Source organism: Streptomyces sp. NPDC051582, assembly GCF_040681715.1.
Classification (GTDB): Bacteria; Actinomycetota; Actinomycetes; order Streptomycetales; family Streptomycetaceae; genus Streptomyces.
On sequence record NZ_JBFAZJ010000008.1, the window covers coordinates 180,398 to 203,915 of the forward strand.

The 23,518-nt window shown below is 74.6% G+C and carries 20 protein-coding genes; 10 read left to right on the top strand and 10 right to left on the bottom strand.

Annotation, left to right across the window (positions count from 1 at the left end; genetic code table 11):
• Positions 1 to 216: 216 nt before the first annotated feature.
• The gene (locus tag AB0M92_RS13735; RefSeq protein WP_366102382.1) at positions 217 to 1,980 is read left to right on the top strand and encodes a protein kinase; all 1,764 of its coding nucleotides are present in this window, start codon (positions 217 to 219) and stop codon (positions 1,978 to 1,980) included.
• A 4-nt stretch (positions 1,981 to 1,984) separates the two neighbouring features.
• Here the strand turns inward: AB0M92_RS13735 and AB0M92_RS13740 are convergent, their stop codons facing one another.
• Positions 1,985 to 2,788, bottom strand: coding sequence for an SGNH/GDSL hydrolase family protein (locus AB0M92_RS13740; protein ID WP_366102383.1), 804 nt, complete (start codon positions 2,786 to 2,788; stop codon positions 1,985 to 1,987).
• Between the two features lie 222 nt (positions 2,789 to 3,010).
• Here AB0M92_RS13740 and AB0M92_RS13745 point away from each other — a divergent pair, with 222 nt between their 5' ends.
• Positions 3,011 to 4,120 (top strand): DUF5925 domain-containing protein, encoded by a 1,110-nt coding sequence (locus AB0M92_RS13745; protein ID WP_366102316.1) that lies wholly within the window; start codon positions 3,011 to 3,013, stop codon positions 4,118 to 4,120.
• Between the two features lie 107 nt (positions 4,121 to 4,227).
• A complete protein-coding gene (locus AB0M92_RS13750) occupies positions 4,228 to 4,770 on the top strand; it encodes an FABP family protein (protein ID WP_366102317.1) in 543 nt (180 codons plus the stop codon).
• Positions 4,771 to 4,828: 58 nt separating this feature from the next.
• On the opposite strand, the gene AB0M92_RS13755 is transcribed toward AB0M92_RS13750, so the two are convergent.
• Entirely contained in the window at positions 4,829 to 5,233 is a 405-nt protein-coding gene (locus AB0M92_RS13755) for a GntR family transcriptional regulator (protein WP_366102318.1), read from the bottom strand.
• 53 nt (positions 5,234 to 5,286) lie between these two features.
• On the opposite strand from AB0M92_RS13755, the gene AB0M92_RS13760 reads away from it, so the two are divergent.
• From AB0M92_RS13760 to AB0M92_RS13775, 4 genes are all read left to right on the top strand, one after another.
• On the top strand, positions 5,287 to 6,231 hold the full coding sequence (locus tag AB0M92_RS13760; RefSeq protein WP_366102319.1) for a GNAT family N-acetyltransferase: 945 nt from the start codon (positions 5,287 to 5,289) through the stop codon (positions 6,229 to 6,231).
• Positions 6,228 to 6,713, top strand: a complete 486-nt coding sequence (locus AB0M92_RS13765) for a DUF402 domain-containing protein (RefSeq protein WP_366102320.1) — start codon at positions 6,228 to 6,230, stop codon at positions 6,711 to 6,713. The genes AB0M92_RS13760 and AB0M92_RS13765 overlap by 4 nt, the downstream gene beginning before the upstream one ends.
• Before the next feature lie 75 nt (positions 6,714 to 6,788).
• Entirely contained in the window at positions 6,789 to 7,055 is a 267-nt protein-coding gene (locus AB0M92_RS13770; protein ID WP_366102321.1) for a hypothetical protein, read from the top strand.
• Between the two features lie 236 nt (positions 7,056 to 7,291).
• Positions 7,292 to 8,353 carry a lytic polysaccharide monooxygenase gene (locus AB0M92_RS13775; RefSeq protein WP_366102322.1) on the top strand — a complete coding sequence of 354 codons (1,062 nt, stop codon included), beginning with the start codon at positions 7,292 to 7,294 and terminating at the stop codon, positions 8,351 to 8,353.
• 38 nt (positions 8,354 to 8,391) lie between these two features.
• On the opposite strand, the gene AB0M92_RS13780 is transcribed toward AB0M92_RS13775, so the two are convergent.
• From AB0M92_RS13780 to AB0M92_RS13790, 3 genes are all read right to left on the bottom strand, one after another.
• On the bottom strand, positions 8,392 to 9,255 hold the full coding sequence (locus AB0M92_RS13780; RefSeq protein WP_366102323.1) for an alpha/beta fold hydrolase: 864 nt from the start codon (positions 9,253 to 9,255) through the stop codon (positions 8,392 to 8,394).
• Positions 9,256 to 9,457: 202 nt separating this feature from the next.
• A complete protein-coding gene (locus AB0M92_RS13785) occupies positions 9,458 to 10,447 on the bottom strand; it encodes a hypothetical protein (protein WP_366102324.1) in 990 nt (329 codons plus the stop codon).
• Positions 10,444 to 13,950, bottom strand: a complete 3,507-nt coding sequence (locus tag AB0M92_RS13790) for a DNA polymerase III subunit alpha (RefSeq protein WP_366102325.1) — start codon at positions 13,948 to 13,950, stop codon at positions 10,444 to 10,446. The genes AB0M92_RS13785 and AB0M92_RS13790 overlap by 4 nt, the downstream gene beginning before the upstream one ends.
• A gap of 178 nt (positions 13,951 to 14,128) precedes the next feature.
• On the opposite strand from AB0M92_RS13790, the gene AB0M92_RS13795 reads away from it, so the two are divergent.
• On the top strand, positions 14,129 to 15,223 hold the full coding sequence (locus AB0M92_RS13795) for a DUF3533 domain-containing protein (RefSeq protein ID WP_366102326.1): 1,095 nt from the start codon (positions 14,129 to 14,131) through the stop codon (positions 15,221 to 15,223).
• 43 nt (positions 15,224 to 15,266) lie between these two features.
• Here the strand turns inward: AB0M92_RS13795 and AB0M92_RS13800 are convergent, their stop codons facing one another.
• The gene (locus AB0M92_RS13800; protein ID WP_366102327.1) at positions 15,267 to 16,922 is read right to left on the bottom strand and encodes an amidohydrolase; all 1,656 of its coding nucleotides are present in this window, start codon (positions 16,920 to 16,922) and stop codon (positions 15,267 to 15,269) included.
• A 66-nt stretch (positions 16,923 to 16,988) separates the two neighbouring features.
• Positions 16,989 to 18,398, bottom strand: a complete 1,410-nt coding sequence (locus tag AB0M92_RS13805) for a cytosine permease (RefSeq protein WP_366102328.1) — start codon at positions 18,396 to 18,398, stop codon at positions 16,989 to 16,991.
• A gap of 224 nt (positions 18,399 to 18,622) precedes the next feature.
• On the opposite strand from AB0M92_RS13805, the gene AB0M92_RS13810 reads away from it, so the two are divergent.
• A complete protein-coding gene (locus AB0M92_RS13810; protein ID WP_366102384.1) occupies positions 18,623 to 19,180 on the top strand; it encodes a TetR/AcrR family transcriptional regulator in 558 nt (185 codons plus the stop codon).
• Between the two features lie 88 nt (positions 19,181 to 19,268).
• Here AB0M92_RS13810 and fxsB read toward each other — a convergent pair whose 3' ends face one another.
• On the bottom strand, positions 19,269 to 21,530 hold the full coding sequence (gene fxsB, locus AB0M92_RS13815) for a radical SAM/SPASM protein FxsB, inactivated metallohydrolase extension form (protein ID WP_366102329.1): 2,262 nt from the start codon (positions 21,528 to 21,530) through the stop codon (positions 19,269 to 19,271).
• Positions 21,531 to 21,552: 22 nt separating this feature from the next.
• A complete protein-coding gene (locus AB0M92_RS13820; RefSeq protein ID WP_366102330.1) occupies positions 21,553 to 21,753 on the bottom strand; it encodes a hypothetical protein in 201 nt (66 codons plus the stop codon).
• 102 nt (positions 21,754 to 21,855) lie between these two features.
• On the opposite strand from AB0M92_RS13820, the gene AB0M92_RS13825 reads away from it, so the two are divergent.
• Entirely contained in the window at positions 21,856 to 22,716 is an 861-nt protein-coding gene (locus tag AB0M92_RS13825) for an alpha/beta hydrolase (RefSeq protein WP_366102331.1), read from the top strand.
• On the opposite strand, the gene AB0M92_RS13830 is transcribed toward AB0M92_RS13825, so the two are convergent.
• Entirely contained in the window at positions 22,649 to 23,446 is a 798-nt protein-coding gene (locus AB0M92_RS13830; RefSeq protein WP_366102332.1) for a hypothetical protein, read from the bottom strand. The genes AB0M92_RS13825 and AB0M92_RS13830 overlap by 68 nt on opposite strands.
• Positions 23,447 to 23,518 lie beyond the last annotated feature (72 nt).

Below are 23,518 nucleotides of genomic sequence, written 5' to 3' on the forward strand. Positions count from 1 at the left end.
AGTTGACGGTGAAGCCGCGGGCCCCCGACCGCCCACGCCCCGACCCCGGCCCCGCCCCGGCCCGACCTCACCCCCGCCCCGGCCCCGCGCCACCCCCGCGACGGACCCGCGCGCGAGTCGCCGCGCGGACCGGGGCCGCGGCGCGCGTCCTGCGCTAACTTGGAGTGACCGCCCGCCGACACACGGACACGCCTGGGGGCTCACGTGAGTGACAACATGGGTGAACCGGGCGGGGAATCCGCCCCGGGCCGTGTCATCGCGGGCCGCTACGTCCTGCTCGACCAGCTGGGCCGCGGCGGCATGGGCACCGTGTGGCGGGCCCGCGACGAAGTGCTGGGCCGCGAGGTGGCCGTCAAGGAGGTGCGGGCCCCGGCCGGATTGGACGGCGCCGCGATCGGACGGATGTACCGGCGGCTCGAACGGGAGGCCTGGGCTGCGGCCCGCGTCTCGCACCGCGGGGTGGTCACGGTCTACGACGTCGCCACCGAGGACGGCCGGCCCTGGATCGTGATGGAGCTCGTCCGCGGGCTGTCGCTGGCCGACGTGCTGGAGGCCGACGGGCCGCTCACCCCGCAGCGGGCCGCGCACTTCGGGGAGCAGGTGCTGGCCGCGCTGCGTTCCGCGCACGAGGCCGGGGTGCTGCACCGGGACGTCAAGCCCGCCAACGTGCTCATCGGCAACGACGGCCGGGTGGTGCTGAGCGACTTCGGGATCGCCAGTCTGGAGGGCTCCTCCGCGATCACGATGACGGGCGAGGTGGTGGGCTCCCCCGAGTTCCTCGCGCCGGAGCGGGCGCTCGGGCGCGAACCGGGCCCCGAGTCGGACCTGTGGTCGCTCGGGGTGATGCTGTACGCCGCCGTCGAGGGGGTCACGCCCTTCCGGCACGACACCCCGCTGTCCACGCTGCGGGCGGTGGTGGACGACGAGCTGCCGCCGCCGCACCGGGCGGGCCCGCTGACGCCCGTACTGGAGGGGCTGCTGCGCAAGGATCCGGCGGAGCGGCTGCCCGCGGCGGAGGCGGCCCGGATGCTGCGGATCGTCGGGGCGGGCGGGATCCTGCGGGGCTCCGGCGGCGCGGTCTCGGGCCCGGACTCCCCGACGGCCACGGCCTACCACGGGCACGGCGGCCGCGAGGACGGCGCGACCCCGCCGATGCCCGTGCCGATGCCGGCGCCCCATCCGGCGCCCGCTCCGGCCGGGCCCGGTGGGCCCGGCGGCGGGGCACCGGCGCGCGAGGGGCGGGCCGGTGCGGTGCTGACCGCCGGGATCGTGGTGCTGCTGCTCGCCATCGCCTTCCTGGGGTGGCTGCTGCTCAAGGACCGCGAGGAGCCGGGCGGGACCGGCACCACCGGCACCACCGCGCCGGCCACCGCCTCCTCGCAAGCGTCCGAGAGCGCCTCGGCGTCGGAGCAGCCGTCCGCGTCCCCCTCCCCTTCGGCCTCGCCGTCCCCTTCGCCGTCGGCCACGCCCGCGCCGCGGTTCGCCGTGGCGGTGCGCGCCGTACGGAAGGACTACCGCGGGACCTGCCCGCCGCCCGAGGACCGGGCACCGGCCTTCACGGCGACGGTCGAGGCGGACCGTACGCCCGCCGTGCTGGAGTACCGCTGGGCCACGCGCAGCGGGGTCACCTCCGAACCCGGCTGGCAGTCCGTCACCTACGAGGAGGGCGGCTCCCGGAGCCGGCAGCTGGACCACACCGAGCTCACGTACTACCCGGGCACGGCCTTCACGGACGCGGTCCGGCTGGAGCTGCGGGGGGCCGAGCCGACGGCCTCGGAGTGGGTGGAGTTCTCCGTGACCTGCGAGGACGAGGGAGGGGAGGGGGAGACCCCGCCGGCCGGTGCCTCCCCCTCCCCCGGTCCGAGCGCCACGCCGGCCCCGGTGACGGCGGGGCCGGTGTCCGCGGGCCCGGAGTCACCGGAGGCGGAGGCCCCGGATCCGGCGCCGGAGGCGGCCGGCCCGGAGACCGCCGCCTCGTGACCGGTCAGGCGGCGTTGGTGAACACGGGCAGGTAGCCACCGGACTGTCCGGCGGCGGTGGGGTGGTACGACTCGCCGATGTTGAGCCAGTTGACGCTGTGCAGCCACGCGTCGCCGGAGCAGATCTCGTGGCCGGTGAAGGCGCCGGCGATCGAGGCGAAGGTGAACCCGTGGTTGGCGGCGCGTTTGGCGATGGCCGCGTTCAGGTAGTCGGCCGCGCCGTTGATGGCCGAGCGCTCGCCTTCCGTGAGCCCGGTGGCGCAGGTGCCGTTCAGCTTGTAGAAGCGGGGATAGCCGAGGACGACGACGTGGGCGCCGGGCGCCCGGCCGTGGATCGCGTCGTAGACCTGGTCCAGTTGGCCGGGGAGGGTGGAGTCGACGTACGCCTTGGCCTGATTGACGCGGTTGACGCAGGTGGACTCGGACTGGAGCACACAGGTCGTCATGACGTCGGAGAATCCGGCGTCGTTGCCGCCGATGGTGATGCTGACCAGGTCGGTTCCGGAGTTCAGCGGGGAGAGCTGGCCGGAGAGGACGTCACCCGTACGGGCGCCCGAGCAGGCGGCGAAGGAGAAGGTCTGCGGGGCGTGGGCGGCGGCCCACAGGGCCGGGTAGGCGCGGGTGGTGCGCTTGCAGTTGCCGCTCGCGCCGTCGTAGTTGCCGGCGCCGACGCCGGAGGAGTACGAGTCGCCGAGGGCGACGTAGCCGAAGTCGGCCGTGGCGGCGGCCGCCTGTCCCGCGCCGAACAGGGCGGCGCCCGCGGCGAGTAACAGGGAGGAGGTCAGGGCGGCGAAGCGCGACATCTTCATGCTCATGTGTGCGGCTCCTTGTGGGGGGAGGTACGCGGGGGTTACTCGGGAGTTACTCCTGTGTCCGTGGTACTGGGAGCCAGGCGTGGCCGGAAGTGTTCATGCCAAGAATTTTCAGCGCGGAGTTGTGCCCCGAACCTTCACCACCGGTGCGTTTGAGGAGGGAACCCGGCCACCCGATCCGGCGAAACACGGGTGCACGAGGCCACTTCGTGCCGGATCATGGGCGCCATGCCAGCCAACCCGCATGACGCGCTGCCGATCCGGCTCAATGTCGACGACAGCGATTCACCGTCTGACGTCGTGGACGCGCTGTTCCTCGGCCGGTTCGCGTCCGGCGAACAGCCGTACTCGCACAGCGTCACGATCGAGCGGGTGAAGGCGGAAGCGACCCTGCTGCCGCCCGAGGCCACGGTGCTGCGCTCCGCGCGCGACTCCGACCGCAGCGCCACGCTCGCCGAGGGCGAGGGCTGGACGATGCTCGTCTCCCGCTGGAGCCGCGGGGCGGACGTGACGGTGACGGCGGTCAGCGACGAACTGGCCTCCAGCGTGCTCGGCGAGGCCACGGAAGGGGTCCAGGACGAGCCCGAACCGCAGCCGGAGAACGTGACCATGGGCTTCTGGTACGTCTCCCCGCGCCGCGGCCCGTACCGGACGACCCGCCAGATCGCGGCCGGGACCTGGGCGGACGTGCGGCCCAACTACACGGCGCCGGTGGCCGGGGCGATGGACCGGCTGATGAAGGTGACCCCGGACGACATCGCGGGCCGGCTGCTCCTGCTGCACGGGCCACCGGGCACGGGCAAGACCTCGGCGCTGCGGACGCTGGCCCGCTCGTGGCGGGACTGGTGCCAGGTGGACTGCGTCCTGGACCCGGAGCGGCTGTTCAACGACGTGGGCTACCTGATGGACATCGCGATCGGGGAGGACGAGGGCACGGCGAAGGGCCGCTGGCGGCTGCTCCTCCTGGAGGACTGCGACGAGCTCATCCGCGGCGAGGCCCGGCACACGGCCGGCCAGGCGCTGTCGCGGCTGCTGAACCTGACGGACGGTCTGCTGGGCCAGGGCCGCAACGTCCTGGTCGGTGTCACCACGAACGAGGACCTGGAGCGGCTCCACCCGGCGGTGGTCCGGCCGGGCCGCTGCCTGGCTCGCATCGAGGTCGGCCGGCTGACGCACGGCGAGGCCGTGGACTGGCTGGGCACGGACGAGGGCGTGTCGCGCGAGGGCGCCACCCTGGCCGAACTGTTCGCGCTGCGGCGGGGGGCCGGCCCCGCGTCGCTGCTGCCGCCGCAGGGCCAGCACGGCGCCGAGCCGGGCCTGTACCTGTAACCGCCCCGGCGGGCGGGGCGCGCGCGGGCCGGGCCCGCGCGCCGAAGACAATGGGCGGCGGACCCGGCCGAAGCGGCCGGGGACACCCACCGATCAGGAGAGTGCACGTGCCCGAGCCGGCGCAGGAGAATCCGTACCCCGACAGCCACGTCCTCGGCGAGGGCCCCGAGCCGCACCCGCAGCTGGCGCCGGTGCTGTCCCTCCTCGGGCGCTGGCACGGCCGCGGCCTCGGTGAGTACCCCACCCTGGAGCAGGGGTTCGCGTACGAGCAGGAGATCACCTTCAGCCACGACGGCCGGCCGTTCCTGCGCTACGAGTCGCGGGCCTGGCTGATCGACGGGTCCGGTACGGCGCTGCGCCCGTCGGGGCGGGAGTCCGGGTGGTGGCGGGTCCTGCCCGACGCCTCGCTGGAGGTCGTCCTCGCGCACCCGACCGGCATCGTGGAGACGTACGTCGGCCGGGTGTCCGGGACGGAGATCGAGATCGCCACCGAGACCGTGGCGGGCACCCCCAAGGCCAAGGAGGTCACCGCCATGCGGCGCCGGTACTCCTTCGGCGGCGGGGAGCTGACGATCGAGCAGGACATGGCGGCGATGGGCCAGCCCCTGCACCACCACCTCCGGGCGCAGATGCTCCTGCGCAAGGGCTAGTCGCCGGTCGCCGGTTGGCGATTGCAGGTCGGCGGTCGCCGGTCGCCGGTCGCCGCTGCTAGTTGCCGTAGCGGGCGCGCAGGGCGTCCAGGGCGGCCGCCGTCGCCTCGTCGAAGCTCAGGCCCAGCCGCTTCGCGCGCTCCGCATAGGCCTGCGCGGCGGAGGCCGCCTCGCGGGCGGCCCCGTCGCCGGCCGCCGCGATGAAGGTCCCGTTGCGGCCGCGGGTCTCGATCACCCCGTCGCCCTCCAGGGCCCGGTAGGCCTTCGCGACCGTGTTCGCCGCCAGCCCCAGCTCCTCGGCGAGCCCGCGCACCGTCGGCAGCTTGTACCCGGCCGGCAGCTCCCCCGACCGCGCCGCCCCCGCGATCTGGGCGCGCAGTTGCTCGTACGGGGCCGCGGCGCCGGCCGCGCCGTCGATCCGGATCTTCAGGTTCGTCGAGGTCACCCGGCGATTCTCCCCCATCCGCCGGGAAATTCGGAGGCATCCGCCCTCCTCGCCGATCTACGGTCGGCCCCATGACCGCCACGATCCGCGATATGCGCCCCGGCGACCCCGGGGACGCCGAGGCCGTCGTCCGCGTACGACGCGCCGCGCTCCCGTTCCTGATCACGACCCCCGCCCGGGTGGCCTTCGAGGCCGACTCCGCCCATGCCGCCGCGCGCCACCGGCTCCTCATCGCCGAGAACGCGGCCGGCCTCGCCGTCGGCACCGCCGAGGTCGGCCTCGCGTACGACAGCCCCGAGCCGGGCCTCGCGTACGTCAACGCCTACGTCGACCCGGCGCACCGCGGGCTCGGCGCCGGGACGGCCCTGCTGCGCGCGGCCGAGGAGCACCTGGCCGCCGAGGGCGCGACGCACGCGTACTCCTGGGTGCTGGACGAGCCCGGCCACCGCGCCTTCGCCGAGCGGCACGGCTACCACCCCTCCCGCTCCGCGCACTTCCTGCGCCTGGACCTGGCCGCGCGCCCGCTGCCCCCGTACCCGGCCGCGCTCCCCGCCGGGGTCGAACTGCGCAGCGCCTGCGACTTCGCCGCCGATCCGCGCCCGCTCCACGCGGCCGACGCGGAGACCACCGCCGACGAACCGGGCGACGTACCCGCGCAGCTGGACGACTACGAGGACTGGCTGCGCACCGTCTGGCACGACCCGTCGCTGGACAAGGAGCTGACCACCGTCGTCCTCGTCGACGGGGCCGTCGCCGCCTTCAGCGCCGCCCGCACCGACGGCGGGGGCCGCTACGGCTCCGCGATGACGGGCACCCTGCGCGCCCACCGGGGCCGCGGCCTGGCCACGCTCGCCAAGACGGACTCCCTCCACCGGGCCCGCGCGGCCGGCTGCACGGAAGCCTTCACGGGCAACGACGCCGGGAACGGGCCGATGCTCGCGATCAACCGGCGGTTCGGATACGAGATCTGCGCGACCGAGACGCGCTTCGCGAAACGACTGGAGCCCACGCCATGACGACCGCCACCCTGACCGTCACCCTCACCAAGGCGGGCCGCACCAAGATCCGCTACCCCGCCGCCCTGGTCGCCGACACGGGCGACCGGATCTCCGTACGGGCGCCCTGGGCGGCCGACGGCGTAAGGGACTTCGGCTTCGTGCGCTTCGAGCCGGGCGACGTGTTCACCGAACACTTCTGGCGGACCCGCTGGTACGCGGTCAAGGAGGTCCGGACGGGCGAGGGCGTCCTCAAGGGCTGGTACTGCGACGTCACGCGGCCGGCGCTGGTGCGCGGCGGCGAGGTCCTCGTGGAGGACCTGGACCTGGACCTGTGGGTTTCGGCGGACGGGGCGAGCGTCCTGCGGCTGGACGAGGACGAGTTCGCGGCGAGCGGCCTCGCGCAGAGCGACCCGCGGGCGGCGGCCGAGGCCGTCCGCGCCCTCGACGCCCTGGCCGCGCAGGCCCACGCACCGGGCGGCCTGTCCGGCCTCCTGACCTGAACCCGGCAGCCACGACCCCGGTGTCAGTGGCGGATGCCACGCTGGTCGGACCAACGCGTGGTCAAGGGGCGGGGCATGACGACGGTTCCCAGTGGACGGCGGATCGAGCAGGCGGCGGTGAACGCACTGCGCGCCCTCCTGCAGAGGCACGACCACGTGGTCGAGGTACTGGGCGAACGCCACCGAGCAACTTCGGGTCGGGGGCCACAAGGATCGCCGGCCGCGTACATCGCACCCGTTGCGTTGATCGGCGCAATCATCCTCGACATGCCCGAGGCCTTGTGGCTCGCCTCCTGTTTCTCGGCGACGGAATGGGTTCGCAGATGCGCTGAAGTGGGATAGGGGGTCCTCGCGGGGCCGTTTCCTTGGGTGCTGCTTACCGGTGCCTTAAGGGGAGCGTAAGGATCTTGGGGAGGGGGCCGAACGGGGTCGCGGCGGGGGTGATGCGGGCTAGCTTGGCGGGGCCGAGGAGGGCACGGGGCGGCGTCGGAACCCACGGGGGGCGGCGCCGCCCGGCCCGGCTCCCGGCACACCCACGACCGTGGTGCCCGCATCGCCGCCCCGAAGGAGATCCACCCATGCCCGCACGCCGCCGCCGCACCGTGACCCGTATCGCCGCAGCCGGCCTGGCCCCGCTCGCCGTGGCCGCGTACGCCGCCGGGCCCGCGGCCGCGCACGGCTCGATGACGGACCCGGTCAGCCGGGTGGCGGCCTGCTACGCGGAGGGGCCCGAGTCGCCGAAGTCCGCGGCCTGCAAGGCGGCGGTGGCGGCGAGCGGCGCCCAGGCGTTCTACGACTGGAACGCGGTGAACATCGCCAACGCGGCCGGCAACCACCGGTCGTTGATCCCGAACGGGCAGCTCTGCTCCGCCGGGAACGACAAGTACCGGGGCCTGGACCTGGCCCGCGCGGACTGGCCGGCCAGCCCGATGACCTCGGGCGCGCACACCTTCCGGTACAAGGGGACCGCCCCGCACAAGGGTTCCTTCGAGCTGTACGTCACGAAGGACGGCTACGACCCGTCGAAGCCGCTGAAGTGGTCGGACCTGGAGCCGGCTCCGTTCGCCAAGGTCACCGACCCGGGCATGCAGAACGGGGACTACGTGTTCTCGGGCAGCGTGCCCGCCAAGTCCGGGCGGCACCTGATCTACAGCATCTGGCAGCGCTCGGACAGCCCTGAGGCCTTCTACACCTGCTCGGACGTGGTGTTCGGCAAGGACAACGGCGGCGCCGGCGGCAACGGCGCAGGGGGCAACGGCGGCGCGAACGGCGGCGCCGGCACCACCCCGACCACGAAGCCGAGTACGAAGCCCGGCGCCAAGCCCTCCGCCGACGGCGATCGTCCCTCGGACGCGCCCAAGGCCCCGACGGACCGGCAGATCGCCGACGGCGAGGGCAAGTCCACCGTGGAGCACAACGGCCACGGCGACAACGACCCGAAGACGAACGGCAGCACCGCCCTCGCGCCGGTCCCCGCCGAATCGCAGTCCCCGGCCGGCACCAACCTCGCCGAGACGGGCGGCAGCGCCGCGACCCCGGCGATCGCGATCGCCGGGGCGGGCGTGCTGGCCGTCGGAGCGGCCGTGCTGTTCGGCGTGGCCCGACGCCGTGCGACGGCGCCGGGCCGCCACGGCCGCTAGCCGGACCGGTTCACCGGCCTCGGCCCCTCACCTGCGCGTCACTCGAAGACCGACGCGCAGGTGGTTCGGGACGCGTGCGCGGGGTCGAGGGAGTTGACCGCCTCGTGCCAGGCGATCCGGTCGGTGAGCCCGATGGCCACGTGCTCGGAGAGGTCCAGCGGGCACAGGTCCTGGAGCACGACGTTGCGTACGTTGGAGCCGGTCCCCTGGAGGAAGGCGCTCCGGTAGGGCGTGACGACCTCGTCGTACTTGGTCGCGATGACGGTGTACTGGACCCCGGGGACGGTGTCCCCGCCCGCGTTCAGCTTGGTGACGAAGGCGGATCCGGCGATCTGGTCGGCCAGCCCCGGGGTCGCCGCGCTGATCAGGTCCTCGGCGCCGGGGAAGTACGGGAGCAGTTGGGTGAGCCCGTCCAGGGTGGTCCCGTGGTTGTCGGGGGCGAGCCCGATCAGCGCGTTGACCTTGGAGGCTCCGCCGAGGAACTTGAGGTAGTAGTTCGGCATCATGCCGCCCTGCGAGTGGCCGACCATGTCGGTCTTCTTGGCCCCGGTGGAGGCCAGCACCTTGTCGACGAACACCTGGAGCTGCCCGGCGGACTTGTCGATGGGGCCGAGCCCGTTGAAGAGGGGCACGCCGGGCAGTTGCCCGTAGTCGAGCGAGTAGACGCAGTACCCGCGGTGTACGAGGTACGGCGCGAATCCCAGCCAGTTGTCCACGGAGTTGCCGAACGTGCCGTGGACGAGGACGACGGGGCGCGGGTGGGCCGCGGAGGGCTTGCAGGACCAGTCGTTCCAGCCGCTGCTGGGTGCGGACGCGGCCTGCGCGGCGCCGGCGGGGGCGACGAGGGCGGCGGCGAGGGTGAGGACGGCCAGCGGGCGGAGCAGGCGTCGCCAGTGCAGCATCGAGTGATCTCCTTGCGGGTCAGGGAAATACGTGGGGGTTCGTCCCGTGATCCGGATCACAAGGGGGCTGCTTCACGCCAAATTACGGGCGAGTAGCAAAACTTGGAAGTTACGCGTCAGTAAAAAATCCGTGTCCGCGCAGAGAAGCGCGCCGTACATCAGGTAGTAGGCGCGGGTCGGCCGCCCGCCCGGATCAATACGCCTAGGCCGCGCGGCGGAACGTGGCCGCCGGGCGGACCGTGCCCGGGCCGAACCGGGCGTTCGCGCGGTCGACGGCCGCCTCCACCGTCAGACGGGCCTCGCGGACCGGATCCAGCGAGATCTGCAGGGGCGCCCGCCCGGCGTCCGTGAGGTCCTCCGCGCGCAGCACCATGCCGGTCAGCCGGGCCCGTTGCAGTCCGGCCGCGTCCAGCAGCCGGTACGCCACCGCCCGCAGGTCCTCGTCGTGCCCGGAGGCCGCCGGGAGCCGCCGGGTCCGCTCCCAGCGGGTGCCGCCGGCGAACTGCAGCGTCAGCGACAGGGCCCGGGCCGCCTGGCGGCGGCCGCGCAGCACCGCGCCGAGGCGGACCACCAGGGCGAGCAGCACGGCCCGGGCGTGCGGGCCGTCGAGCTCGTGCCGGGTGAAACCGCTGCGGACGGCGGCCGACGGGGGCAGGTCCTTCGGGGTGACGGGGCGCGGGTCGATCCCGCGGGCGCGCTCCGCCGCCAGCCGGCCCGCCCGCTGCCCCAGGATCCGTTCGACGGTGCCCGGGGAGACGGCCGCGACCGCGCCGACCGTGTGCAGTCCGTACCCGCGCAGCACCTCCGCCTGCTTGGGTCCGATGCCGTGCAGGGCCTCCACTGGCAACGGCCCCAGGAATCCGTCCACCCCGCCCTCGGGCACGGCCAGGACCCCGCCGGGCCCGGGCACCCGGGCGGAGGCCGTCGCCGCCACCGCCCAGGTGCCGGCGACCCCGATCCGTACGTCGGTGCCGAGCCGGGCGAGCGCGCGCAGCCGCACCAGCTCGGCGATGCGGCCCGCGTCCGCGCCGAAGTACCGCCGGGCGCCGCGCACCTGCACCAGCGCCGCCCGGGGCGGCAGGGCCTGCACGGTCGGGGAGAACTCCCGCAGCAGCTCCAGGACTTCGCGGTACCCCTCCTCGGCCAGCGCCGCGGCGCACCGTACGTGCAGGACGCCGCCCGCCGGGGTCATCCCGCGCTCCCCGGGCTGGAGTGCCAGAGCTTGCGGCCAGTGGCGGCGCGGTCGCCGGCCGGCTGGAGGTCGGCCCACGCGTTCATCTCGTACCCGGTGGACAGGTGGATGCTGCGCCCCGGGCCGGAGGTGCCCCCGTCATCCGGCAGCGGCTCCGCCAGCCGGGCCGCGACCGCGTCCAGGCCGCCCGACGCCCGCAGTTCCACCAGCTCGGCCAGGTTCCAGGCCGCCTCGCCGACCACGCTCAGGCTCTGCGGCCCGCGCCGCTGGACGACGCCGCGCACGAGCAGCAGGAACGAGTGGAAGACGGTGTGCGCGCACGCCTCGTGGCTGTCGTCGAAGAAGGCCAGGTCGACCAGGCCGGTCCCGTCGTCCAGCGTGGTGAAGATGACCCGCTTCCCGGACCGGATCGGCGGGGTCTGCGTGGCCGCCTTGGCCCCCGCGACCAGCACCGTACGGCCGTGCTCGACCTCGCGCAGCCTGCGGGCGGGGACCGCCCCCAGCTCCGCGAGGAAGGCGTGGTGGTCCCCCATCAGGTGGCGCGAGGCGTCCATGCCGAGCACGCCCAGCTCCGCGCTGAGCCGCTCCGCCTCGTTCAGGTCGGGCAGGCCGACGGGGGCCGTGGCACGCCCGCCGTCCAGCGGGAGCTGGACGCCGCCCGGCCGGGACCCCGCCGAGCGCTGCCCGCCGTGCAGTTCGGCCACGTGCAGCAGCAGGTCGCGCCGGTTGGCGCCGAACGCGTCCAGCGCTCCGACCTGCGCGAGCCGCCCCGCGACCGGCCGGCCCGGGTGCGCGCGGTCCCAGAAGTCGCGCAGCGATCCGTACGGCTGCCCGTCCTCGATCCGCCGGGCCTCCGCCTCGCCGATGCCGTGGACGTCGGCCAGGGCCAGCCGGAGCCCCCATACCGGCGGAGCCCCGGTCTCGGACACCAGTTCGATGCGATGGGCCACCGCCGAGCGGTTCACGTCCAGCGGCAGCACCGGCACGCCGCGGCGCCGCGCGTCCGCCAGCAGCAGCCGCTTCGGGTACATCCCCGGGTCGTGGGTCAGCAACCCGGCGTAGAAGGCCGCCGGGTGATGGGCCTTCAGCCACGCCGACTGGTACGTGGGCACGGCGAAGGCCACCGCGTGCGCCTTGCAGAAGCCGTAGCTGCCGAACGCCTCGACGATCTCCCAGGTCCGGCCGATCACCTCGGGCGAGTAGCCCCGTTCGCCCGCCTTCGCCGCGAACCACACCTTGATCCGCGCCTGCGACTGCGGGTCCGAGAGTCCGCGCCGCACCCGGTCCGCCTCGTCGCGTCCGCAGCCGGTCATGACGTGCACGATCTCGATGATCTGCTCGTGGAAGACCACCACCCCGTACGTCTCGCGCAGCGCGTCCGCCAGGTCCGCGTGCGGGAAGCGGACCGGGGCCCGCCCGTGCCGGGCCTCGATGAACGGCCGCACCATGTCGGCGGCGACCGGCCCGGGCCGGAACAGCGAGATGTCGACGACCAGGTCGTGGAAGGTGTCCGGCTGGAGCCGCCCCACCAGGTCGCGCTGGCCCGGGGACTCGATCTGGAAGCAGCCCAGCGTCTCGGCCGAGCGGATCAGCTCGTACGTCGCCGGGTCGCCCGGCGGCACCTGCGCCGGGTCGTCCAGGTCGAGCTCCTCCCCCGTGCCGCGCCGGATCTCCGCGACGGCGTGTGCCATCGCGGACTGCATCCGTACGCCCAGCACGTCGAGCTTGAGCAGCCCGAGCTCCTCCACGTCGTCCTTGTCGAACTGGGACATGGGGAAGCCCTCGCCGCTGGTGGGCACCACGGGGGTGCGCGCGAGCAGCGAGGCGTCGGAGAGCAGTACCCCGCACGGGTGCATGGCGATCCCGCGCGGCAGCGCGTCCAGCGCCTCGACGAGCTCCCACAGCCGCCCGTGCTCCTCCCCGCGCACCTCCCGCAGTTCTGGCAGTTCGGCCAGGGCCGCGCGGGCGTCGCGGGCCCGGATGTGCGGGAAGGCCTTGGCCAGGCGGTCGACGGTGGCCGGGTCCATGGACAGGGCGGCGCCGACGTCGCGGATCGCGTGCCGGACCCGGTAGGTCTCGGGCATGGAGACGGTGGCGACGCGTTCGGTGCCGAAGCGGTCCATGATCCGCCGGTAGACCTCCAGCCGGCGGGCGGACTCCACGTCGATGTCGATGTCGGGCAGGACGTGGCGGCGCTTGGACAGGAACCGCTCCATCAGCAGGCCCTGTTCGACGGGGTCGGCGTGGGCGATGCCGAGGAGGTGGTTGACGAGGGAGCCGGCGCCGGAGCCGCGGGCGGCCACCCGGATGCCCATCTCCCGTACGTCGTCCACGACTTGGGCGACCGTCAGGAAGTACGAGGCGTACCCGTGGTAGGCGATGACGTCCAGCTCGTGATGCATCCGCTCCCAGTACGCGCGGTCGTCCGCGTACCCGCGCAGCACCATGGCCGCGGAGGCCCGGGAGGCGAGGACCCGCTGGGCGGTGCGGTGGGCCGCGCCGACGAGGTGGGCCTCGGGGAAGTGCACGGAGCCGATGCCGAGGTCGTCCTCGGGGTCCACCGCGCAGGCCTCGGCGGTACGCCGGGTCTGCGCGAGCAGTCCGCGCGCGTCGGCGGGGCGAAGGCCCGCGGCCCGGCAGATCCGGTCGGCGGCCTCGGCCATGGCGCCGGGGCCCTTGAGCCAGCGCTCGCCGCCGTCGAGGGCGCGGGGGTCGACGGGGACGAGGCGGCGGGCCGCGTCGAGGACGTCGGCGACCGGGCCCTGGCCGGGGTCGGCGTACCGGACGGCATTGGTCAGCACGGCCGGGACGCCCTGCTCGGCGGCGAAGCCGACCGTACGGGCGGCCAGGCGCAGCGAGCCGGGGCCGGTCCCGGTGCGGCCGTGGTCGACGGCCTCCAGGCGGAGGTCGTCCCCGTACACCTCCCGCCAGGGCGCGAGCAGCCGGGCGGCCCGGTCCGGACGGCCGGCGGCCAGCGCCCGCCCCACTTCGGAACCGGGTCCGAGCAGTACGCACACCCCTTCGCCGCGCAGTTCCGTCCGGGGCAGCACCGGCGGTCCCTGGCCCGCGGCGGCGTGGGCGGCGGTGACCATGCGGCACAGCTCGGCCCAGCCGGTGGCTCCGTCCCGGGCGAGGAAGGTGGCCCGGGGCGCCGACTCGTCGACGAAGGCGCCGCCGACGACGGGGGTCCGCCGCCGGTAGGACGCCTCGCCAAAGTGGCCGGAGCCGCCGGAGCCGCCGGAGCCGCCCGGTCCGGCGGAGCCCCCCGGCACCACCGGACCCGGCACGGGCGACACGCCCAGGTCGACCCCGAACAGCGGCCGGATCCCGGCCTTCTCGCAGGCTTTCGCGAACCGGACGGCGCCCGCGAGGGTGTCGCGGTCGGTCAGGGCGAGGGCGTCCATGCCCCGGTCGGCGGCGCGTTCCGCCAGCCGCTCGGGATGGGAGCCTCCGTAGCGCATGGAGAACCCCGAAACGGTGTGCAGATGCGTAAAACCAGGCACCCGCGGCCTCCTGCTTCGCTCGAACGTGAACACCACCCCCGCCTCCACCATAGAGCAATTCGAATATCCGTGCGAAACATTCGTTCGATACCCCCGTCCGGTCCGGCCACCTCCCACCCGTCATCCATTCGGCCCGCCCCTGCTGCGCCCCGCCCCCCGTACGCCGAGCGTGTGAGACATGACCCAGCCCACCTCCCCGCCTCCGCCCGCCGGGTTCCTCGCCGAGGTCAAGGACGCCGTGACCCTCCGGGCCGCCCTGCTGCTCGTGGGGGTGCTGGCGCTCCAGCTCGCCTTCGTGACCTCGTACATCGGGGCCTTCCACCAGCCGGAGCCCAGCGAGATCCCGATCGCCGTGGCCGCCCCCGCCCGGCCGGTCGCCGAGCAGTCCGCGCAGCAGCTCGCCGACCTGCCCGGGAAGCCGCTCGACCCGCACGCGGTCAAGGACGAGGCGGCCGCGAAGGCGGAGGTGGAAGACCGGAAGGCGGACGGGGCGCTGGTCATCGACCCGGCCGGCACCACCGACCGGCTGCTGGTCGCGAGCGGCGCAGGGGCCTCGCTCTCACAGGCCCTCGAACAGGTCGTCGGCCGCGTCGAGCAGGCCCGGGGCCGGGCCGTACGCGTCGTCGACGTGGCCCCGGCCGCCGCGGGCGACGCGCGCGGCCTGAGCGCCTTCTACCTCGTCATCGGCTGGTGCGTCGGCGGCTACCTGTGCGCCGCGATCCTCGCGATCAGCGCCGGCGCCCGGCCCGCCAACTCCCACCGCGCCTTCATCCGGCTCGGCGCGCTGCTGCTGTACTCGATCGCCGCCGGGCTGCTCGGCACGGTCATCGCGGGCCCGATCCTGGGCGCGCTGCCCGGCGCCATCATGGCCCTGTGGGGGCTGGGCACCCTGGTCGTCTTCGCGGTCGGGGCGATCACCCTGGCCTTCCAGGGGGTGGCGGGCGTCGTCGGCATCGGCCTGGCGATCCTGGTGGTGGTGGTGTTCGGCAACCCGAGCGCGGGCGGCGCCTACCCGTACCCGCTGCTGCCGCCGTTCTGGCGGGCCATCGGACCCGCCCTGCCGCCGGGCGCGGGCACGTACGCCGCGCGCTCGATCACGTACTTCAAGGGCAACGGCGCGGCCGGGCCGATGCTGGTGCTGGCCGCCTGGGCGGTGGTCGGCTCGGCCGTCACCGTGGCCTGCGCGGTCTTCCGCAGGGGCCGCCCGGGGGCCGCCGTGGGCACCGGGCTCCCGGAAGGCCCGCCGGCCGGTGAGGGAGCGGCGGCTCGATGAGCGCCCCGGAGGAGCGCCCGGAGACCCGACCGGGGCGCGCGGCCTACGCCTTGTGGACCACCTCGCCCGCCACCACCACCGTCTCGGCCACCGTGCCCGGGATCCGTTCCGGGGCCACGGCCAGGATGTCCCGGGACAGCACCACGAAGTCCGCCGCCTTGCCCACCGTCAGCGAACCCCGGTCCGCCTCCAGGAAGTTGGCGTACGCCGAGCCCATCGTGTAGCCGTACACCGCCGTCGCCACGTCCACCGTCTCGGCCGGCTGCCACGGGTCGCCGCCGTCCAGCGGGCGGCGGGTGACCGCCGTGTAGATCCCGATCATCGGGTCCATCTCGGCCACGTTCCAGTCGCTGGAGAACGCCAGCACCGCCCCCGCCTCGGCCAGGCTCCGCATCGGCCACGCCTTGTGCCAGCGGTCCTCGCCCACGTTCTCCGCCCAGTCCTGGCCCGGCCCGGCGATCTCCGGCGCGCAGTGCCTCGGCTGCATGCAGGCCACCACGCCGAGCCCGGCGAAGCGCGGCACGTCCGCCGGGTCCAGGCACTCCACGTGCACCACCTGGTGGCGGGCGTCCCGCGGTCCGTTGACCGTACGGGCGTGCTCGACGGCGTCCAGGACCGTACGGATCCCCCGGTCGCCCGTGGCGTGCACGAAGCACTGGAACCCGCGCGCGTCCAGGCGCGCCAGCAGCTCCGCGAACTCCTCCGCCGGGTAGAAGGTCTCGCCCCGGTGCGCACCGCACCCGGTGTACGGCTCCAGCAGCGCGGCCGTGCGCGGCTCGACCACGTCGTCGATGTACAGCTTGAGCGGGCCGACCCGCAGCCGGTCCCCCGGGTACATGCGGGCCGCCGCCGCGAACGCGTCGAGCTCCTCCTCGGTCGTGCCGCGCGGGTGGAACAGCGCCGCCACGATCCGCGAGCGCAGCCGGCCCTCGGCGCGGGCCCGCTCGTACAGCTCCAGGTCGTCCAGGGAGTTCTGCGGTTCCACGACCGTGGTGATGCCGAAGCCGATCGCGTCGTCCAGGCTCTTGGCGAGCCGCCCGTACTGCCGCTCCGGCGAGGCCCACGGCACGCCGAGCTCGCGCAGCGCCCGGTGGCCGTCCCGGGAGAGCCCCTTGATCGCGAAGTCCTTGACGAAACCGGTGGGCTCGCCGGTCTCCGGGTCGGTGGCCGCGGTGCCGAAGGGCAGGTCGGTACGGTCCTTCGCGACCCCGAGCCGGCGCATCGCGGCCGTGTTCAGCCAGGCCGTGTGCACGTCGTACGAGAGCACGATCGCCGGGACCTCCCCGGTGACCGGGTCCAGGTCGGCGGCGGTGGGCATCCGCCCGCCGGGGATGGCGGAGTAGTCGAAGGCCTCGGCCTCGATCCACGCGGCCTCCGGGTGCGCCTCCCGCCAGGCCCCGATCCGGTCGAGGATCGCCTCCAGGGTGCGCACCCCGGCGAGCTGTACGCAGGCGTCGTCGGAGCCGAGCCGGACGTGGTTGTGGGCGTCGACGAACCCGGGCAGCACCAGCCGGCCGCCCGCGTCGATCCGCTCGGTGTCCGGGCCCGACCAGGCGGCGGCCTCCGCGTCCGGGCCGATCCAGACGATCCGGCCGTCGGAGACGGCCAGGGCCTCGGCCTCGGGGAGCTCCGGGTCGACGGTGTGGATCCGGGCTCCGGTGAGCAGCAGGTCGGCGGGGAAGGGGTGCGGGTGCGGCATGGGTGGTGCTCCTGTGCAGAGGGGGCAGAGGGGGGGCAGATGTGGCGGAGGTGGCGGTACGAGGGGTCAGGCGGCGGGGGCGTACGCGGGCACCCGGCGGGCCAGGGCCCAGTAGGTGAGCGCCGAGACGGCCGAGCCGAGCAAGGTCAGGTCGGCGCCTCCGAGCGGGGCCACCAGCGGGCCGGTCCACAGTTCGCAGTCGCAGGTCAGCGCGGCGAAGGTCATGCCGGCGAGCAGGGCGGCCATGCCGGCGGGGTGGTAGCCGGCCCGGTACCAGTACGCGCCCGCGCTCCCGGCGTGCAGCGCGTCGCAGTCGTAGCGGCAGCGGCGCAGCAGCATGTCGGCGAGGAAGACCCCGCCCCAGGGCGCGAAGACGATGATCAGCAGGGAGAGGAAGGAGAGCAGCGAGGTGGTGAAGTCGGCCAGGAAGAGCGCGGCGAGCGATCCGGCGGCGGTGACCGCGGCGCTGATCACGATGGCGCGGGCCCGGCTCCACGGGATGCCGAGGACCTGGAGGTTCAGGCTGGAGGAGTAGAGGGTGATGATCGAGTTGGTGACGGAGCCGCCGAGGACCAGGGCCAGGAAGACCGGCTTGAACCAGCCCGGGAGCAGGCTCTCGGCTCCGGCGACGGCGTCGGTCATGTCGGTCTGGGTGGCGGCGGCCACCCCGGCGACGCCGAGGGCGACGGAGGAGACGAACCCGCCGAGCGCCCCCATCCAGGTGATCGACTTCAGCGAGGTGGTCCGGGGCAGGTAGCGCGTGTAGTCGGCGGGCATCGGCAGGTACGAGAAGGGCCCGGCCAGCATCACGACGAACGCCAGGCTCCAGCCGGACAGGCCGGGGGCGCCGGCGCCGGCCTGTGCGCCGGTCTCGGCACCGGGCAGGAGGAAGACCAGCAGCGCGCCGAAGCCGAGGGCGAGGACGTAGGCCATCCAGCGCTCGGCGAACTGCACCGTGGCGTGCCCCCACATCGCGACGGCGAAGGTGAGCGCGAGGGTGATCCCGAGCGCGAGGGCCCGTACCGCCGTGCCTTCGCCGAGGCCGGCCTCGGCGAAGAACACCTCCAGGGCCAGGGTGCCGACCACGGTGTTGACGATGGTGTAGCCGATGCTCACCACCCAGTTCAGTACGCCGGCCGGGAAGTTCCCGCGGACGCCGAAGGCGGCCCGGGAGATGACGAGGGTGGCGGTGCCGGTGCGGATGCCGCTGAGCCCGGCGGCGCTGACGGCGAAGAAGGACAGTCCGCTGATCACGACGACGGCGGTGGCCTGCCAGAAGGAGAGGCCGAAGGCCACGGCGAGGGCGCCGTTGATCACGTAGGTGAAGGTGAGGTTGGAGCCGAACCAGAGCCAGAAGAGGTCCTGGGCGCCGCCGTGGCGCTCGGCGTCGGGGATGGGGTCGATGCCGTGGGTCTCGACCCGGAACACCTCGTCGACGTCGGCCGTCGTGTCGTGCGTCGCGTCCTGCTGCGTCATGCGCCGTACCCCTGACTGTGGACCCGCTGAACCTTGAATGACGTTCTAAGTTCTTGAATGGCATTCAAGATGCGCCGCCGATCGGGACCTCGTCAAGACCCTGTCCGGGATAAGGTCGGCCCACGAAGATCGGGAAGGCGGCAGGGGTGGCGGGAGCGGCGGGGCCGGCGGGCGCGGCAGCGGGGTCGGCGCGGCGGCGCGACGGGCGGATCGCCCAGGAGCGGATGCTGGAAGAGGCCATGGCGGCGATCGCCGAGGGCGGGCTGGCGCAGCTGACGATGTCCGCGCTCGCCGAGCGGCTCGGCACCAGCGGCGGCCACATCCTCTACTACTTCGGCAGCAAGGACCGGCTGCTGCTGGCCGCGCTGCGCTGGAGCGAGGACCGACTCGCCGCGGAACGGGCGCTGCTGCTGGCCCGCAGGGTCACCGCGCACCGCAAGCTGGCGCTCTTCCTGGAGCTGTACCTGCCGCGCGGACCGCGCGATCCGCGCTGGACCCTGTGGATCGAGCTGTGGGCCCGCACGCCCGCCAACGAGGACCTGCGCGCCGCCCAGCAGGAGATCGACGACGGCTGGCAGCGCGACCTGGAGGCCCTGCTCGCGAAGGGCGTGGACCAGGGCCGCTTCGCCGCCGCCCTGGACGTGCCCGCCCGCGCCTCGGAGCTGCTCGCGCTGCTGGACGGGCTGAGCACCCGGGTCGTGCTCGGGCAGCGCGGGGCCGACCGGGCCGCGTCCCTGGAGCGGGCCCGTACGGCGGCGGCCCTGCTCGTCCCGCACGTGTAGGGCGCAGGTACGGACCTCTGCCGCTCCCGGTGGCGTTACCGGTGACCCGGGGTCCCGGCCTCGGTCTCGGATTCCTCGCCCGCGCCCCTCATGATTGCGATCCGCACTCCCGACGCAGCGCCGCCACGACCGCCTTGCCGCTCACCGTCAGTTCCGCCGCCCCTTCGAGCCGGTCCAGGGCGCGCTCGACCCGGCCGTCACCGCGCGGCCCTCCTTCGGCCCGGCGGAACGCCTCCGCCGCCACCTCCGCGTGGGCGTCCGCCAGCAGCCGCGACACCGGCACCGGCTCCTCCCGCCACGGGGACGGGTGCAGCCACTGCCCATCGGCGGCGTAGAGATCGGCCACCTCCGTCAGCTCCCGCAGCCGGGCCCGCCGGCGGCCGGTGAGCAGCGCGAGCGCGGTCTCCCGTACGCCCGCCCCGGTCGGCAGGCCCAGCGCGCCCGGCCCGCGCCGCGCGTCCTCCCCCGCGGCGCCCGTGTCCGCGCCCGCGAGCGGGGTCAGCGTGGTCAGCCCGGCCGCCGTCTCCCGTGCCCGCGCGGGCACCGTACGGTGCAGCAGCTCCCAGGCCCCGGTCAGGCGGCGCCCCCAGCGCCCGGCCCCGGCCGCGTCCAGCCCCGGTGCGGGTGGCCGGGCGAAGCAGTCGCGGTCGGGATCCAGGTCCTCCAGAGCCACGGGGCGCCCTTCCGCCCCCGCTCCGCCGGCCAGGACCCGGACGGGCTGCCAGTCCGGAGCCTGAACTCCCGGCCTGAAGATCCGCGGCCCGCCGTCCTCCCCCCGTACGGAGAACCCTTCCCCGGTGGCCCGGACCTCGGCCCGGCCCCGGTCCCCGCGCAGCAGCCCGAGGGTGGGCAGGTACAGCCCGCCACCCCCGAGGACCACGGGCACGGGGAGCTCCAGCCTCCCCCGCACCACGGCGGCCGCGGCCAGCGCGGCCAGCCTGTGCCCGGGTGCCACCAGGGGCGGCCGGCCCTGCCGCAGGGCGTCCAGGGCGGCGAGCAGCCAGGTACGGGTGTACGGGTGGTCCAGTACGGCGTCGAGCGCGGCGGGCGCCCCGGACTCGACGGCCGTGACCAGCTCCCAGGAGCGCCGCCAATCCGCGTCGCCACGGCCCTCCAGCTCGGCGTGCAGCCGGACCAGGAGCACCCGGGTCAACTCCTGCTGGGAGGCGGCGAGCGCCTCCGGTCCGGCGGCCTCGGCGGCGACGGAGGCTCCCGCGGTGCGCTGCTCGACCCCCTCCACCAGCGCCTTCAGGTCGGTGCAGTAGACGGACGGATTGTCGAAGCCGTTCCGGGCGCGGTACCGGTGCGCGTAGAGGCCGCCGCCGCACGAGCGCACCACCGGGCAGGCCCGGCACTCGGCGCTGACGCCCGCGAGGCCCAGCTGCCGGGCCCGGATGCCGGGGTGGGCGGCCACCTCGTCGAAGGAGTGCCGGAAGACGTCGAAACCGGTGGCGGCGGCCCCCTCGTGGGCGGTCTTGAGCGAGTCGGCCTGCTCCAGGGCGCCGTCGGTCTCGACGACGACCAGGTCGGTGGGGGTCAGTCCCAGGGACTCCGTCAGGCTCGGCCCGCCCCGCAGGGTGCTCAGCACCGAGTCGAAGAGCCGTACGGGCACCGGCCTGCCCAGGCCGTCCCAGTGGTCGAAGATCCGCAGCAGCCAGTGCGCGTAGGCCTCCGGGCTCCCGTCCGGCCGGAGCGGAGACGCCTCCCAGGTGGCGTGCGGCAGCAGGAAGTCGATGCGCGGTGGTGCGAGCGCGAGGAGGGCGTCGAGCACGGCGGCCGGGTCGTTGCGCACGTCGATCGTGCAGAGCAGCCCCTGGTAGAGGGGGCGGTGGCGGTCCTCGCGCAGGAGGCGGATCGCGTCGAGCACGCGGGAGTGGCTGCCGCGGCCGTTCGCGTAGCGGCGGTGCCGGTCGTTGGCCGCACGGTCCCCGTCGAGGGACACCCCGACGCCGACCCCGTACTCGGCGAACAGCGCGAGGACGGGCTCGTTCAGCCTCAGCCCGTTGGTGTGGACGCGCAGGTCGAGGCCGGCCACCCCTCGAAGGGCTCGGGTGAGCGCCTCGCACAGTTTTCTCAGCCGGGCGGGGCCGGCCAGCAGCGGCTCGCCACCGAGGAGGATGACGGTCACCGACGGCAGTGCGTGGCTGCGCGCGTGCTCGGCGAGCCGCTCGGCGAAGCGTTCCACGACCGCTTCCGGGATCACCGCGGGCCGCCGCCGCCAGCTCTGGTCCGCATGCTCGTAGATGTAGCAGTGGTCGCAGGCGAGATCGCATCTGCTGTGCACCTTGACCACGAACTCGCGGAACGGGATGAGGGCTCCGGCGGCGGCACCGGCCCCGGTGGACTCCATCGCGGCGGGGGCGCCCCCCCCCTCAGAGGGAGGAGTTGAAGGTGACCGTCCGCACGGCGGGTGGGGCGGCCGGCACCGGCAGCACCCGGGCGATGCGCCGGTCGGCGTCCGCGCCGCGCGCGGTGAGCGAGGCAAGCGACGGCCGGCCGCCGTGCTCCTCGTGCACCAGTGCCACCGGTAGCACCGGTACGGCTGCGGGCTGCTGCTTCTGAATGGGCGTCACGGGTCCCCCTCCGGGTCGTGGCCGTGCTTCCATCGGGACATCGAGAGCTGTCGGGACGAGACTAAGGACATCTGCAGGCAGCCGGTAGAGCGCGGAGGCGTGGTGCGCGTCGAGGTGAGGGCGGGGGACGGCCGCAGGCTCGTCGCCGAGGACTGGGGGGACCCGGGCGGGCTGCCCGTCCTGCTGCACCACGGCACGCCGGGCTGCCGCCTCGGCGCCGCCCTCGCCGACATCACCGAGCGCTGTCCGGGCATCCGCTTCTTCGCCTACGACCGGCCCGGGTACGGGGACTCCGACCGCGCCCGGGACCGTACGGTGGCCGACGCGGCCGCCGACTCCGCCGCCGTGGCGGACGCCCTGGGCGTGGACACCTTCGCCGTCGTGGGCCGCTCGGGGGGCGGTCCGCACGCCCTCGCCTGCGCGGCGCTGCTCCCCGAGCGCGTTACGGGCACGGCGGCCCTGGTCAGTCTGGCGCCCTGGGGCGGGGCCGGGCTCGACTGGTTCGCCGGCATGAACGCCCACAACGCGGAGCACTACGCCCTCGCCGCCCACGACCCGACGGCCCTGGAACGCCGGCTCACCCCTCGGGCGGCGGCGATCAGCAGCGATCCGGGCAAACTGCTGGAGGACCTGCGGGCGGAGCTGTCGGAAGCCGATCTGCCGGTGCTCTCGGACCGTGCGGTGCACCGGGCCCTGATGGACAACTACCGCGAGGCGCTGCGCACCTCCGTGTACGGATGGCTCGACGACAGCCTGGCCTTCTGCCGGCCGTGGGGCTTCGATCCCGGTTCCATCCCGGGCCGGGTCCTGTTGTGGCGAGGCGCCGAGGACGCCTTCTCCCCGCTGGGGCACTTCCGGTGGCTGGCCGGGCACATCGACCGGAGCACCGCCGTGCTCAAACCGGGGGCCGGTCACTTCGCGGCTCAGTACGCGCAGCCGGAAGCCCTGGAGTGGCTTCTGTGACGGGCTGCGCCTCCTCGACGGGCGCGACGACCGCTTCGCGGGCGCCTTCGAGGCATTGGACGATCCGCTCGTGGGTGTCGCCGACGCTGTCGACGACCTGGATGCGCATGTAGAAGGCCCGGACCTCCTCGATGAACCGCTTGGAGAACACCCCCACGCCGACGGTCTCGTACGTCCCCGTGGCGACGAGCGGGTAGCCGGCTCCCATCCCGACGAGGCGGAAGTCCACCGTGGCGCGCAGTCCGGCGGCCGTCAGCCGCTCGCCGACGCCGGTCAGGCTCGTCCACCCGTCGTCCTCGCCGGGCTGCCCGGCCGGGTCGCGGGCCAGGATCAGCCGGTAGTCCACGCGGTCCACCACGACGTTGTGCTGGCCGCCGTTGAGGACGCCGACGCTCCAGTCCTTGCCGGGCCCGGGCAGCTGGCCCGTCACGAACTCGGCCCGCCAGCCCAGTGCGGGCCGTACCGTACGGGCGTACTGGGCGCGGGCCAGCACGGCGCCGGCCGCGACGGCCAGCAGGCTGGCGAGGGGTTCGGGGCTCATCAGCTGGAGGCGCCAGGGCCAATGGCCTCGGGAGGCCTCCGACACGTTCCCGCGCACGATCTCCCATACGAGCAGGGCGCCGAGGAGGCAGAGCAGTACGAGGGGTGCGGTGAACAGCCAGCGGTTGCGCCGGATCCGCCGCTGCGCATCGGGTGCGGTGCCGCCCCGCCCGGAAGGCGTACTGACCATGCGCGCTACCCCTTTTCCCCCGAAAGGCGAGCCCCCGCCCGTTGGTTGGGCGGGGGCTCATTGTGCCCCAGG

Excerpts from the sequence above, each read along its gene's own strand:
- AB0M92_RS13735 (WP_366102382.1), top strand. The coding sequence starts at position 217 with ATGGGTGAACCGGGCGGGGAATCCGCCCCGGGCCGTGTCATCGCGGGC.
- AB0M92_RS13740 (WP_366102383.1), bottom strand. The coding sequence starts at position 2,788 with ATGAAGATGTCGCGCTTCGCCGCCCTGACCTCCTCCCTGTTACTCGCC.
- AB0M92_RS13745 (WP_366102316.1), top strand. The coding sequence starts at position 3,011 with ATGGGCGCCATGCCAGCCAACCCGCATGACGCGCTGCCGATCCGGCTC.
- AB0M92_RS13755 (WP_366102318.1), bottom strand. The coding sequence starts at position 5,233 with ATGGGGGAGAATCGCCGGGTGACCTCGACGAACCTGAAGATCCGGATC.
- AB0M92_RS13760 (WP_366102319.1), top strand. The coding sequence starts at position 5,287 with ATGACCGCCACGATCCGCGATATGCGCCCCGGCGACCCCGGGGACGCC.
- AB0M92_RS13765 (WP_366102320.1), top strand. The coding sequence starts at position 6,228 with ATGACGACCGCCACCCTGACCGTCACCCTCACCAAGGCGGGCCGCACC.
- AB0M92_RS13770 (WP_366102321.1), top strand. The coding sequence starts at position 6,789 with ATGACGACGGTTCCCAGTGGACGGCGGATCGAGCAGGCGGCGGTGAAC.
- AB0M92_RS13775 (WP_366102322.1), top strand. The coding sequence starts at position 7,292 with ATGCCCGCACGCCGCCGCCGCACCGTGACCCGTATCGCCGCAGCCGGC.
- AB0M92_RS13780 (WP_366102323.1), bottom strand. The coding sequence starts at position 9,255 with ATGCTGCACTGGCGACGCCTGCTCCGCCCGCTGGCCGTCCTCACCCTC.
- AB0M92_RS13785 (WP_366102324.1), bottom strand. The coding sequence starts at position 10,447 with ATGACCCCGGCGGGCGGCGTCCTGCACGTACGGTGCGCCGCGGCGCTG.
- AB0M92_RS13795 (WP_366102326.1), top strand. The coding sequence starts at position 14,129 with ATGACCCAGCCCACCTCCCCGCCTCCGCCCGCCGGGTTCCTCGCCGAG.
- AB0M92_RS13800 (WP_366102327.1), bottom strand. The coding sequence starts at position 16,922 with ATGCCGCACCCGCACCCCTTCCCCGCCGACCTGCTGCTCACCGGAGCC.
- AB0M92_RS13805 (WP_366102328.1), bottom strand. The coding sequence starts at position 18,398 with ATGACGCAGCAGGACGCGACGCACGACACGACGGCCGACGTCGACGAG.
- AB0M92_RS13810 (WP_366102384.1), top strand. The coding sequence starts at position 18,623 with ATGCTGGAAGAGGCCATGGCGGCGATCGCCGAGGGCGGGCTGGCGCAG.
- fxsB (WP_366102329.1), bottom strand. The coding sequence starts at position 21,530 with ATGGAGTCCACCGGGGCCGGTGCCGCCGCCGGAGCCCTCATCCCGTTC.
- AB0M92_RS13830 (WP_366102332.1), bottom strand. The coding sequence starts at position 23,446 with ATGGTCAGTACGCCTTCCGGGCGGGGCGGCACCGCACCCGATGCGCAG.